The organism is Streptomyces sp. NPDC127097, assembly GCF_042724075.1.
In the GTDB taxonomy this organism is placed as follows: domain Bacteria; phylum Actinomycetota; class Actinomycetes; order Streptomycetales; family Streptomycetaceae; genus Streptomyces.
In genome coordinates this window covers 226942-240369 of the sequence record NZ_JBHXFI010000002.1, presented here as the reverse complement: position 1 = coordinate 240369, position 13428 = coordinate 226942, and the positions used below count along the sequence as shown (strand labels likewise).

The window sequence follows — 13428 nt, the reverse complement described above, 5'->3', positions numbered from 1 at the left end:
GCGTTACCCATCATGGTCAAGCTCCGCTCTCTGTGCGACCAGCGCGTCTCTCGCGGCGCGGTATTCCACTTCGATGCGGGACACCAGCGGTGCCGCTTCGCTCAGATCCCCGGTGGCGCCGAGGTCCTCCGCGTCCTGGCACGGCTGAACGAGCCGCGGGAATCCAAAGGTGTGTGCGTGGGACTTGAGCGTGTGAGCTGCCCGACGCCATTCGCTTCCGTCCCCCTCGTCGAGGCTGCGACGAAGACTTTCGATCAGTTGGGGGGAGTCCTCCAGGAAGGCATCGACGAGCTGACTGACGAATTCCTTGCCGAAGGAGCCGACCAGGCGCCGGAAAGTGGGGGTGTCGAGGACGGGCGGCGCTGTCTCCTCCGGGCCGGATGCGGGCGCTGCCGTCTCCGGGCTCCGCGCAGGCTGCGCAGCCTCCGGGCTCGGCGCGGGGGGACCGTGTGGCACACGGTCGAGCGCCTCGGCGAGATCGACGCCGCGCAGGGGCTTGCTCAGGTAGTCGTCCATCCCGGCGGCGAGGCAGGCGTCGCGGTCCTCGCTCATCGCGTTCGCGGTGAGGGCGATGATGTACGGCCGTTCCGCGGCGGACAGGGACCGGTGGATCCGCCGGGAGGCGTCCAGGCCGTCCATCACCGGCATCTGCACATCCATCAGGACCACGTCATAGGGCGTGTGCCGCAGTGACTCCAGCGCTTCGGCTCCGTTGCCGACCGTATTCACCGAGTGGCCCATCTTCCGGATCATCCGGACGATCAGCTGCTGGTTCACCAGGTTGTCCTCGGCCAGGAGGATGCGCAGGGGCGCGCGGCGGCTCTCCGCTGCTTCCGGCCGCTGTGCCGCGCGGGGCGTTTCGCTGGATGCCGCGGTGCCCAGCAGTGTGCGGCAGAGGTCCGCGTAGAGTTCGGCCGCCCGGATGGGTTTGGTGTGGTATCCGGAGAAATCTGCCAGGCTCCTCTGGGACGTCATGGGACGGCCAACAGAAGTCAGCAGGAACAACGGCAGTTCCTCCCTGCTCCGGTGGCGGCGGATCTCTTCCGCGAGCATGACGCCGTCCATGTCCGGCATCTGCATATCCAGAATTCCAATGTCGAACGGATCGCCCTGCCGGACCCATTCGAGGGCTTCCTGCGGCGATCCGGTGGCTCGCACCACCATCCCCCAGGCGCTCGCCTGGTGGGTGAGGATCATCCGGTTCGTGGATTTATCGTCCACGACCAGAAGGTGTTTTCCCCGGAGATCGATACGGGAGACCACATGGCTGGTACGCATGCCTTCGGGGACTTTTCGCGTTTCCACGGTGAAGTGGAAGGTCGACCCCACTCCCAGTTCACTCTCGACCCACATCGTGCCGCCCATGAGCGCGGCCAGCCGCTTGCTGATGGCCAGCCCGAGTCCCGTGCCACCGAAACGCCGGGTGGTGGAGGTGTCGAGCTGTTCGAAGGGCCGGAACAGCTGGCCCAGGCGGTCCGAGGCCATTCCGATTCCGGTGTCGCTCACGGAGAAGTGGAGCCGGATGGTGTCGTCCGCATCCTTTGCAGCGGGCGCGTGGCCCGTTTCCGGCGGCTCCCCGGAGGCGTCCGGTTCCGAGTCGGCCAAACCGACCCTGAGGACGACCTCGCCGGCTTCCGTGAACTTCACGGCATTATTGAGCAGATTGATGATGATCTGGCGCAGTCGATCGATATCCCCGATAATTTCTTCCGGCAATTCTGGGTCAATAATGTACGCCAGGTCGAGATCTTGCTTTTCCGCTACCATCGGGGAAACGAAGTCGAAGGCCGATTCCACGCACTGGCGAAGCTCTAGCGGCTGGAGTCTGAGATCGAATTTTCCGGCCTCGAACTTCGAGAAGTCAAGGATATCGTTGATGATGGTGAGCAGGCTGTTACCGCTGCTCTGGATGATATGCGCGAATTCGGCCTGCTCGGCATTGAGCGGGGTGTCGAGCAGAATCTCGGTCATGCCGATCACCGCGTTCATCGGCGTGCGGATCTCATGGCTCATGGTGGCGAGAAACGCGCTCTTGGCCTGGGTGGCGACTTCTGCCGCCTCCTTGGACGCCTGGAGCTCCGCGGCGGCGCGGGACCGCTCCAGTACCCGCCCGAGCTGCGTGCTCACGTCGAGCATCAGCCGCAGCAAGGCGTCATCCGGCTCCATGGCCTCCGGGGTCAGAAAATCGAGGACCGCCGCGACATCCCGTCCGATGACGACGGGGAGGGCGATGCGGCCGGTCACCCCGGAGCTCGCGACGACGGGCGACGGCTTGCCGGACCCGGAGGAGTCCGCGGTGATGTCACGCACCCAGGCGGGGCGGCCGGTCGCGCGCACGGTGGCGGGGAGGCCCTTCGGCTCGTACAGCCCGGCTGCCGCCGCGATGTCGTGCAGCGACATCCGCAGGTTGCGTTCATCGACGTGCCAGATGGGCATCACGGTGAGCTCCGCGTCCGGAGTGGGTCGGCCGGTGCGGGGGCCCGAGCCGGACGCGGGCTCGACGACGAGGTAGACGTGGCCGAGCGGCCACCCCATGTGCCGGCACACCAGGTCCAGGACCGTCCGCACGGCGTCCTCCCAGGTCTCCGCCTCGTTGGCGGCGGAGGCCACATGCTGGAGCAGGCTGAGGGATTCGGTCTTCTCATGCAGCTCCGAAGTGCGCTGGCGGACCTCCTCCTCGACGACGGAGTAGCTCTCCTGGAGCCTCCCGGCCATGACGTTGAAGGCGGTGGCCATCGCGCCGACCTCATCGTGGCTCCGTACCGTCGCGCGGCGCGTGAGGTCGCCCGCGGCGAGGGCCTGCGCGGCGTGCACCACGGCCGCCAGATTGCCGGTGATACGCCGGGAGAGCAGCGCGGCCGCCACGATGATCGCGGCGAGGACCGCGGCAATGCCGGCCAGGACCCGCAGGTTGCGGTCGTGGAAGTTGTCCAGGCGGGCGTTCAGCATCTGGTCTTCCTGGTCGAACAGGGTTTTCCACAGGTTCGCGTTCGCCCGGATGGCGCCGTTGGTCTGGGCCTCCCAGGCGGCCCGCGGGATATCGCTCCGGGCGCCGTTCGTGAACTCCCGGTTCACGGTGCCGGTCACCTCACGGGCCGATGAGGTCGCCTTGGCCAACAGGGGCTGGATCGCGGGGCGGAGTCCGGTGTGGGAGGTGGACTCGAAAGCCCGGTTCAGATCGCTGTTGAGCTGAAGGAGGTTCTGCTTGAGCCCCGTGCTGTCGTGGGCGATGCGGACCCGGTCGCTGTCGGACTTGCCGCCCTGGGCCAGGATCGAGTCTCCCGTGCCCGCCATCTGGTAGAGCTGGTTCATCATCTGCGGCTCGCGGAGCAGCAGGCCGGCCATCGTGTAGTACGTGTCGAGGTCGGGGTCGAGAATCAGCTTCGAGGTGTCTCCGACGTAGGAACCGAGCGCCAGGAGCCTCCCGATGAGCCGGTTGTACCGCGATACGTCGGCGCGGTCGCCGGACGGAGCCGAGGACAGCTGCGCCCAGTCGTGACGCAGAGCCGCGGGTGCCAGCGGGCCCTTTCCCTTGGCGGCAAGGTCGGAGACGGTCGTTCGCAGCGGCTCCCTCAGCCGTCGGTCGACCTTCGTGAGCTCCGTGAAGCCTTCGTTGACGGCATGGTCGGCTGCCGCGACCCGGCTCCTCGGCACGGGCTCTCCGGTGCTCTCGCGGTGCAGCAGTGCACGGCGATCGGAGAGGTCCTGTAGCAATGCGCTCACGGGGCGCAGGTACTGAACGCCACTCAGCTCGGTACGGGCAAAGTCGATCTTACTGTTCTGCTGGTCGACCAGGTAGAACGTGGCCAGCCCGAGCGGGACCATGAGGGCGATGCAGATGGCCAGCAGCTTGTGCCAGATTCGGGGCGCGAAGCGCATTCCGCGGCTGCTGCGCGACCCGCTCCGCGGTGGGTCCGGGGCTCCGGGCGGCTTCGCATCGGGCGCGGCGGACATGAGTCACTCCGGTTCTTCCGTCGCGTCGGTCTGCTCGGACAGACCGCTGAGCTGGCGCCGGCTGGTGACGCCGACCTTCCGGTAGACGTTGGACAGGTGCGCCTCCACGGTCTTGGCCGTGACGAACAGCTGCTGGGCGATCTCCCGGTTGGTGCGTCCGGCAACGGCGAGGTCGTAGACCCTGTGCTCACTCGGTGTCAGCGAATGCAGACCGGTGACCGCGTGCCGCCGCGGGCGGATCCCGGCCGCGTGCAACTCGTCCTGGATCTGCTGCACGAGGGGGGCCGCGCTCCGGGCCTCGGCGATGTCCAGGGCGTCGCTGAGCGAGGTCCGCGCCTGGTTCCGTACTCCGTGCCGGCGCAGTGCCGCCCCGTAGTCCGCCAGCGCCTTGGCGTACTCCAGGCGGGCCGGGGACCCCTTCAGCCGGGTGACGGCCTCGCGCAGCAGGCCGACGTCCGCGTCACCTTCGCTCAGGGTGCCGGCGATGCGCAGCGCGCGGCCGAGGGCTCGGGGCGCGCTCCAGTAGCGGGCCAGCTTCAGTTCCGCGTCGGCCAGGGCCCTGGCTTCTTCGTCCCGGCCGAGCAGATGCAGGCACAGCGCGGCTTCCGACCGCCAGGGGACGAGGGCGGGATTGTCCCCGCCGGCCGCGCTGAACGACTGGCCCGCGGTCAGCGCGGCGTGGAATGCCTCCGTGGTGCGGCCCTGGACGCGCAGCAGATGGGACCGGCTGTACAGCACGTAGTACATCAGGCCGGTGAGCGGCGCGGGATCGGGAACTCCGGTCCACTCCAGGGTGGCCTGCGCACGGGACAGTGCGCCCTGCTCTATCTGCACCTCGGCCTGGACGGGGCCGAGGACCAGCCGGTGCAGCCCTGGTGAGGACGTTTCGACGGCGTGCATCGCGTCCGCGGCGGCCTCTTCGAGACTGCCCCGGTACAGCCACGCCATCGCGCGGTAGGTCAGCGCTCCGGTCAGGTCGTTGACCGAGCCCTGCCGGTGCGCCTGCTCGACCGCGGCGTCCAGACTGGCAAGGACCTCTTTGCGGTCGGCGCTGATCAGGGCCAGCCAGCCGAAGGACAGGGACGACTGTCCGTCGGACGGCCGGGCCGGTGTGTCCTCGTGGAGTGCACGCTGTGCCCGTACGACCGCGCGGGGGTCGCCGATGACGGTGTCATGGCCGGCGATGACGCAGTCCAGGTACCGGCCGCCGATGCTCTCGCTCGGTTTGGGGGAGCGCAGTTCCGCAACGCGGCCGAGGATGTCCTGACGCAGATCCGGCCGGCCGGGTTCGTAGAGGGGAATCGAGAGAATGCAGGCGTTCAGCTGGTAGAGCAGTTCGGTGTCCTCGGGCGCTGTACGGGCCAGGGCCTGTTGCCAGACCGCCAGGGCCTCTTCGGAGCGCCGGAGCGCGAGCAGCGCGTCGCCGAGGGACAGTGCGATTTCGACGCGCTGCCGTGACGGCCCGGCCAGTTCGTGTGCCTCGCTGAGGTACTGAACGGCTGCCGCGCTGTCCACCCGCCGCATGGCGTTGCCGAGATCGAAGAGCAGGTCCAAGCGGTCCCCGGTCGGCGGAGGCTCGGCCAGAGCGCGGCGCAGATACTTCGCCGCGGTCTCCGGCGAGCCGCGGGCCAGGGCACTCCGCGCCGCCGACCAGAGCATGGTCACGGTCGCGGCGTCACCGGAGGGCAGGGTGCGCAGCAGGTGCAGGGCCACTTTCTCGATCTCGGCCTGGGAGTCCCGGAGCAGGCGCGCGGCGGTCTTGTGTGCGCGGTGGGAGTCGGCCGGTGCGATCTCCTCGTACACGGCAGCCCGCACCAGCGGATGCACGAACCCCATCCGGGGCTTCATCTCGTCCGAGGGGACGATGTAGAGGATCCGGGCGTGCTCAAGGCTCTTCGCAGCCTGCATCGCATCGTCCCGGTCAAGCCCCGCCAGCTCCGCCGCATGGCTCAGACCCGCACCGTCCCCGAGCACCGCGATGGCCCGGGCCAGTGGGGCACAGCCCTGGGGGAGCCGCCGCATCCACATCGCCACTCGCCGGGCGATGGCGCGCGGGCCCAGGGCGTAGACCTGCGGGATGTGCGCCGCGGTCGGCTCGACGTGCTCGGTGGTGAGTGCCTCGGTGAGCTCCTTGAGCAGGAGCGGGTTCCCGCCGGTCGCGGACCAGCAGGCGGCGAGAAAGTCCTCGTCCTCCGGTTCGGGTGACCCGGATTTCGCGAATTCACTGATGATGAGCGAGGCCGATGCCTCGGCACTCAATTTGGACGGAAAAACGAGCACCGCGGGCGGTGCGGTGACGATCTGGTCAAGCGTATTCGACTGGCCATATTCTCCAAATTGCCGCAGAGTGCCCACCACGCAGGTCGGGATGTCCTCAAGGCGCGGCATGAGATAGCTGAGAAATTTCAGCGAATCGCTGTCCGCCCAGTGCATATCGTCGACCGTAATGACCAGGGGCTGCTTCTCGCAGATATCTGCGGTCAGCCAGTACAGCCCATGAAAGATGGAGAAATCGCCGCCCAGGGAGTGCTCGGGTACGACTTTTTTGAGCACGATCGCCGCCTGACCGGCGGTGCCGGACAGAATGCGCTGCCGATCTTCCGCTGCCATCCGCGCAAGGAGCGGTTCGAAAAGCTGCCGCACCACACCGAAGGGGAAGTCGCTCTCAAGTTCCGATCCTCGCGCGCTGGCCACCTGGAAGCCGGTGGAAACAGCGAGCCGCTTGGCCTCGGCCAGCAGACTGGTTTTACCGATTCCGGGCGCACCCTCGATCATCACGGCTTCTCCATGGCCGCCAAGGGTCGCGTCCATCGCTGCCCGCAAGGCCGTGAGCTCGCCGCTTCGTTCGTACAGCCCGCCCATATGCGGCATACATTCCAGTATGCGCGATAGCCCCGGACCAGGTCAGCGCATCGGCCGCGCCCTTGCGCAGGGCCCGCACTGACGCGGCGGGGTCGAGCCGCAGCTCGCGCACCGCGCTGCCGCGGTCACGGAGCGGTCGGGGCGCTCTGCCGGGCGCCGGCTTCCTGGTTTGTGGCCGCCCACGCGGCGATCTGGGCCCGTGAGGTGAAGCCGAGTTTGGTCAGGATGTGTTCGACGTGCCCCTCAGCGGTGCGCCGGGAGATCGTCAGCTCGGCGGCGATCTGCTTGTTGGTCATGCCCTGGGCGACCAGTCCCGCGACCTGGCGTTCGCGTCGGGTCAGCGGCGCCGACGCCTCGTTCGCGGGCGGCGGGGTGGGAGCCAAGGACTCTTCCAAGGCGTAGGTGACGGACTGTTCCAAGCTGAGCCGCCCACCCGCTTCGACGGCAGCGGTGTACGCGGCGTCGCCCATCTCGCCGCGCAGCGATGACTCGCACTCCTGGTGGCCGGCGTGCAGATGGCCGAGCCCGGTGAGCGCGGATCCGGCGACCCGCCAGGTCGCGTCGGCCGCGCCCATCAGCGTGGCGGCACGTTCGCCGAGGCCCGCCGCGGCCGCACACCATCCCAGCACCTCCAGGCACTGGGCCACACCCCACTGATCGTGCGAGAGCGGCTTGTCCCTCAGCGCGTGCCGGACCAGCGTGCCGGCCCGCTGGTGCCTGCCGCGTCGATAGTGGTCGAGCCCCAGGGCCCACAGCGCATGGGTGCGCGACCACTGGGCACCGTGGGCCTCGCACAGGGCCAGGCACCGCTCGGCGTGGACGGTGCCGGCCGGGTCGCCGGGATCCACGCAGGCGGTGGTGAGCATGAAGGAAGTGACCGCCGCGTGCCCCGCGTCCCCGGCCGCCTGGTGTCTCGCGAGCGCGTCCTTCAGCCGTGCGACCGCTTCGGCGAAGTCTCCCTGGAACAGAGCCACGAGCCCTGCGAGGGTCACCCTGGCGCGGAGCAGGTCCGGGTCTTCTCCCAGGGCTCCTTCGAGAGCTCGGCACTGCTTCACCCGGCTGTCGGCCGCCCCGATATCTCCCTGGAGTACGGCCAGCAGACCATCGACGAACAGGGCTTTCGCCCGCTGCGGGCTCGGCTCTTCATCGCTCGCGAGGGCCCGGCCCAGCCATCGTCGGCCCTCGCTGAAGGACCCGAAGCCGAGCCGGTGGATCCACATCGAAGCGGCCAGGCCCATCGCCACCCGCGTCCCACCGGGCTCACCGAGGCTGAACTCCAGGGCCGCTTGCAGGTTGGGGTGTTCGGCCCGCAGCCGGGTGAACCAGGCCAACTGGCCGGGGCCGAACCATTCCGCCTCGGCCTGCTCTGCCACCGCCTGGTAGTAGTCACGGTGCCGCTCCCGCAGGACGTACTCCTCACCCGATGCGACGAGCCGCTCCCGCCCGTACTGGCGCAGCGTGTCCGGCAGCCAGTACCGCATCCGCGCCCCCCGCTCCTCGCCGGCCAGGACGGACTTGTCCACCAGGCCGACGACCAGGTCGAGTACGTCCTGTTGCCGGATGCCGTCTCCGGAACAGACCTGCTCGGCCGCCGGCAGGTCGAAGCCGTCGGAGAACACCGAGAGCCGTGACCACAGCAGGCGTTCCTGGTCCGTGCACAGGTCGTGGCTCCAGTCGATCGCCGCCCGCAGCGTCCGCTGACGCGGCAGCGCGGCCCGGGACCCTGCGGTGAGCAGGGCGAAGCGGTCATCGAGACGGAGCAGGATGTCCTGTGCCGACAGGGCACGCAGCCGGGCCGCGGCCAGCTCGATCGCCAGCGGAACGCCGTCCAGGCGGCGGCAGATCTCATGGATCACCTCCACGTTCTGCGGGGTGAGCGTGAAATCGGGTCGCATCGCGGCCGCCCGGTCGGCGAACAGCGCCACCGCGTCGCACAGTTCCGGGGACAGACCGCTGTCCTCGGACAGCACCATCGAAGGCACCGGCAGCACATGTTCCCCGGACAGTCCCAGCACCTGACGGCTCGTCGCCAGAACCCGCAGCTCCGGCGCCGCGCTCAGCAAGGTGGCGACCAGCGCCGCGCTGGCATCCAGTACGTGCTCGCAGTTGTCCAGCACCAGCAACATCCGCTCACCGGCCACCTGCTCCACCAGGCCGGCCAGCGGATCTCCGATTGCCTCGTTGCCCAGCCGAAGACGTGCCGCCACGGTCTGCGCCAGCCGGTCCCCGTCCTCCAGAGCGGCCAGCTCCACCAGCCACACCCCACGGGGGAAGGACCGCTGCACATCGGCTGCGACCCGCAACGCCAGCCGGGTCTTCCCGATCCCGCCCGGCCCGGTCAGCGTCAGCAGCCGCCCTCGCGACAGCAACGTCCTGGCTTGTGCGAGCTCCCGCCGTCGCCCGATGAACCGGGTCAGATCAGCCGGCAGCGCGCCGGCTCCCCGGACGTTGCCGCCCATGCCCACACCGTAGACGCCCGCCACAGGCCAGGCAATCTGCTGCCGGCCGGCACCCGGGGAGGCCAATTCTCACGGAGATTCCGTGATCCATGGCCGCCTCCGTCCCGGCAGGCTTGCTCCTCGTGAGGCCCTCCTCCACCACTCGCCGCCGTGCTTTCCCCCCACGGCGGCGAGTGCCCCCGGCACCCCGCGAGCGGGCGGCCGAGGACGAGCGGACAGGGCTGTCGAATACGAGCAGAGGAATCGATGACCGTGACAGATGTGGTGCTGGTACATGGGTTGTGGTCCGACGGATCCAGTTGGAGCGAGGTCATCCCGTTCCTGCACGACGCCGGGCACCGGGTGACGGCGGTGCAGTTGCCGCTGACCTCCTTGGCGGACGACGTGGCGGCGACCCAGCGGGTGCTGGAGCGCATATCAGGGCCGGTCGTCCTGGCCGGCTGGTCCTACGGCGGAACGGTGATCACCAATGTGAGGGTGGCGGCGTCCCACGTCGCGGCACTGGTGTACGTGGCGGCATTCGCTCCGGACAGGGGTGAGAGCAGTTTTCAGATCTTGCAGGGGTTCGGGGCGACGGTGGGCGAGGCGGTCCGGCCGTACGAGGACGGGCTCTGCGGGCTGGACCCGGACGGCTACCGCGAGGTGTGGGCTGCTGATGTGCCGGCGGTGCGCGCGAACGTGCTGGCCGCGGTCCAGAAGCCCTCCGCGCTGAGGTGTCTGGAAGCCTCTTCCGGCGAGCCGGCATGGCGTTCGATCCGTTCCTGGTACCAGGTGGCCGAGGAGGACAAGGCTCTGCCGCCGGTGGCGCAGCGCTTCATGGCCGAGCGGATGGGGGCGGTGATCACCTCGGTGCCGTCCAGCCACTCCTCGCCCGTGTCCCACCCCCAGGAGGTCGCCGACCTCATCACCCGCGTCACAGTCAGCACGGCCTGAAGGAGAAAGCCGCATGATGGACGAAACAACCAACCGTCCCGGCATCTCGGGGTCCGCCGGGAACGATGAGCTGTTGCGATTCGCCCTGAAGCTGGACGGCACCGTCTCCGGGCTCGTCGCGGCCCTCAGCCTCCTGGGCGCCAGGGCGCTGGACCCGCTGCTCGGCCTTCCCACGTGGCTGCACTGGGCCCAGGGTGGGTTCCTGGCGGTCTACGCCGCCGCACTCTGGTACGCGGGCACCCGCCCGGCCGTCATCCGGCCGATCGCCGTCAGCGCCGTCCTCCTCAACGCCGTATGGGCGGTGGGCTGCACAGCGATCATCGCGGCCGGGCGGGCGTGGTTTCCCCTCACGCCCTTCGGCGACGCCTACGTGGGCTTCATCGGCGTCGCCGTGATGGTGTTCGGGGCGATGCAGTGGGCGGGACTGGGGCGGGCCGGGAACGCCGGCAACCAACCGTAGACCAACGGCCGTTGCTCCGCTCGGCGCCGGACGGCGGGGACGTGTTCCAGAAGAACCGGCCCGCCGCCCGGTCACGGCCGTTCCCTGTCGAGCAAAGGCGCCAACTGCCGTCTGCCAGTGATGCCGAGCTTGCGGAACCCGCTGGTCAAATGGTTCTCGACGGTCCGCTGCGTGATGAACAGGGTTTCGGCGATCTCCCGGTTGGTCAGCCCGCGGGCGGCCAGCTGCGCAACGCGGTGTTCGCTCGCGGTCAATGCCGAAACCCCGACCGCCTGCGTTCGGCGGGGCCGTGCGCCGAAGGCACGCAGACGCTCGCGGGCCAGATCGGCGAGTCCGGTGGCTCCGCACTGCCGGGCGAGTACCAGCCCGCGCATGGTCACCTCACGGGCCACCCGGCCATGCCCGGCCTCCCAGCGCAAGGTGCCGTACTCGACGAGCGACCGGGCCTGTTCGAGTGTGGCCCCGGCTTCTTCGAGCAATCCGACGGAATCCTCCAACGTCTTCAGGCCGGCCCGGCCGCGCGTGATCATGCCAACGGTGCGCAGGCTGATACCGAGGGCGCGAGGCGTCCCCCAGCCCTGGGTCTGCTCCAGTTCCTGGTGTGCCAGGCGCGTGGCCTGCCCGGGGCGGCCCAGTGCTCGGTGGGTGAGCGCGGCGACAGATCGCCACGGCAGGATGGCCGGGTTGTCCCGTTGCCAGGCGATCTGGCGGCGTCCGCATTCCTGCAAGTCCTCCAGAGCCCGAGGGAGATCGCCCTGAACCAGACGCAGCCGCGCCCGCGCCTCCAGTAGGTGCGCCCACTGCCACAGCGTTCCGTACCGATCGGAGCCGACGGAACGCAGCAGCGGCTCGGCTTCCTCGGACCGTCCGGTCTCCGCCAGGACCCGCAGCAATCCGGCGACAGCGAGGGGCACCATCGCGTTTCCGCGGCGGGCCGAGGTCAGGCCCAGCCAGCGGCGTCCCGCATCGAGGGCGGCATGAAGGCGGCCGGTCCGGTAGGCCACTTCGTGCCGTCCCATCGCCAGCAGCGTCCGCACCGGCGCGGAGTCGTGCCATGGGGTCTGTTCCGACAGGCGGTCGAGGAATGCGGTCGTCTCCTCCAGCCGGTCGCACCAGACCAGGGCCAGGGCGGCCAAGCCGGTCGCAGAGGCGAAGACGGCATCGTGCGGCGGTGCGGGGTCCAGCGCATCCCGGGCGTACGCGGCCACAGCGGCTGCATCGGCGGGACTGCCGACCGCCAAGGCCGCATGCAGCGCCCGCACCGCCCGTCGTTCACCGTCACCGGCAGGCGTCAGCTCGGCCAGCCTCTCGCCCATCCAGGGCCGCTTGTTCAGGTCGTTCAGCTCGATCAGTGCACGATGCAGTCGCAGACCGAACACCGCACCGTTGCGCGGCGGTTCGGCCGCGGCCAGCAGGCTGGCCTCACGTTCGAGGAGCTCGCCCGCCTGGCATCCCCGTTGTCCTCGCACGAGGGCGTCGGCGAGTACGGGCACCACTTCCAGCCGCGCCCGCGGAGCGGTGAGCTCGTCCAGCGAGGCGCACAAGTGACGTACCGCTGCTGCGGGGTGAGCCGGCGCCTCGGCCCGACCGAGATCGGCCAGCAGCGCACCCCGCCCTGATGCGGGCAGTTCGCGCACTGCGCGCCGAAGGTAGGTCACGGCTGACTCGGCATCACCACGTGCCGTGGCCAGGCGAGCAGCGGCACGCAACGCGCCGGCGACCCACGCCCGGCCGGCCGGCGCGGCGGCGAGCAGATGGCCGGCGACCTCCTCCAGCGGACCGTCCTTGTCGTGCAGCAGCCGGGCTGCCCGGTAGTGCGGGCACGGTCCGTCGTGCGGGTCGGATGTGCGGATGATTCCCCCTCGGTCGGACGGGCGGACGGTCGGCGTCGGCCCGATGTGCTCGGCGCCACCAGCGGCGATGTCCGCGATCATGCGCGACAGGCCCGGATTCCGTGAGGGGAGAACGACCCGTAGGGATACCCACCGGGGCGGTACCCGCAGGCACTGTCCGGGCGTCGCTCCACCTCTTGCCCGCGAGGGGGCCGCGCGGGGACCGGTGTTCCGAAGAGCGGGTAGCGAATATCCGGGTGGCCATGTGCGTAGTTCTTCGGCTGTCCCTTCGGGGGCCACTGTGCAAGCTGGATGTGTCCGATCACCCATGCCCCCACTTTCGGCAGACGATCATGGAAATCACGCCTTCGCCGTTCCCGACCGGTCCGGAAGCCGACGATCCCCGTCGCGGCCGGCAGCGCCAGGAAGGCCGGGCCCCCACGACCGGACCATCTGGCGGACCTGCCACTCTGTTGGCCACCACACGTCGTGTCGGCTGGCGCACCATCCGCAGGCAGTCAGGCAGGCCCGCCAGATGGTCCGGTCGTGGCTGCAACAGCTGCAACAGTGGCAGCTCGCCGAGGACGCCGCCGCGTCGGTGGTGCTGGTGGTATCCGAGCTGGTGACCAACGCCGTCCAGCACACACGGCCGCCGCTGGCCCTGCACGTGCGACTTGAGCATGCGGGGCTGCGGGTGTGGGTCGGCATCACCAACGGCGGCCCGTCCGCGCGAAAGGGGGCGTGGGCGGCATCCCCCGACCAGGACGAGCACGGCCGCGGCATGGATATCGTCGGCGCTCTGGCCACCGCGTACGGCACCCGCAACCACGAGGACGGCACCACCCGCTGGGCCCGCTTGCCCGGAACGGACCAGTCCGCTTGATCATCGGAGCGGCGGCAGACGGTCACCGGTACCAGGTAGCGGTGC

General features: G+C 69.6%; 7 protein-coding genes. 3 read left to right on the top strand and 4 right to left on the bottom strand.

Features of this window, described 5'->3' with window-relative positions; all coding sequences use genetic code 11:
* Positions 1–3: 3 nt before the first annotated feature.
* From ACFWJW_RS02985 to ACFWJW_RS02975, 3 genes are all read right to left on the bottom strand, one after another.
* Entirely contained in the window at positions 4–3879 is a 3876-nt protein-coding gene (locus tag ACFWJW_RS02985; protein ID WP_387233997.1) for a response regulator, read from the bottom strand.
* A gap of 78 nt (positions 3880–3957) precedes the next feature.
* Positions 3958–6765, bottom strand: a complete 2808-nt coding sequence (locus ACFWJW_RS02980; protein ID WP_387234379.1) for a helix-turn-helix transcriptional regulator — start codon at positions 6763–6765, stop codon at positions 3958–3960.
* Between the two features lie 176 nt (positions 6766–6941).
* On the bottom strand, positions 6942–9275 hold the full coding sequence (locus ACFWJW_RS02975; RefSeq protein WP_387233994.1) for an ATP-binding protein: 2334 nt from the start codon (positions 9273–9275) through the stop codon (positions 6942–6944).
* 246 nt (positions 9276–9521) lie between these two features.
* Here ACFWJW_RS02975 and ACFWJW_RS02970 point away from each other — a divergent pair, with 246 nt between their 5' ends.
* Together ACFWJW_RS02970 and ACFWJW_RS02965 are read left to right on the top strand one after the other, a co-directional pair.
* A complete protein-coding gene (locus ACFWJW_RS02970; RefSeq protein ID WP_387233991.1) occupies positions 9522–10208 on the top strand; it encodes an alpha/beta fold hydrolase in 687 nt (228 codons plus the stop codon).
* A gap of 13 nt (positions 10209–10221) precedes the next feature.
* Positions 10222–10668 carry a hypothetical protein gene (locus ACFWJW_RS02965; protein WP_387233988.1) on the top strand — a complete coding sequence of 149 codons (447 nt, stop codon included), beginning with the start codon at positions 10222–10224 and terminating at the stop codon, positions 10666–10668.
* 71 nt (positions 10669–10739) lie between these two features.
* Here ACFWJW_RS02965 and ACFWJW_RS02960 read toward each other — a convergent pair whose 3' ends face one another.
* On the bottom strand, positions 10740–12602 hold the full coding sequence (locus ACFWJW_RS02960) for a LuxR C-terminal-related transcriptional regulator (protein WP_387233985.1): 1863 nt from the start codon (positions 12600–12602) through the stop codon (positions 10740–10742).
* Between ACFWJW_RS02960 and ACFWJW_RS02955 the strand changes: the two genes are divergently transcribed.
* Complete coding sequence (locus ACFWJW_RS02955) at positions 12520–13383, top strand: ATP-binding protein (RefSeq protein WP_387233982.1); 864 nt, start codon at positions 12520–12522, stop codon at positions 13381–13383. The genes ACFWJW_RS02960 and ACFWJW_RS02955 overlap by 83 nt on opposite strands.
* The last annotated feature ends 45 nt before the right edge of the window (positions 13384–13428 follow it).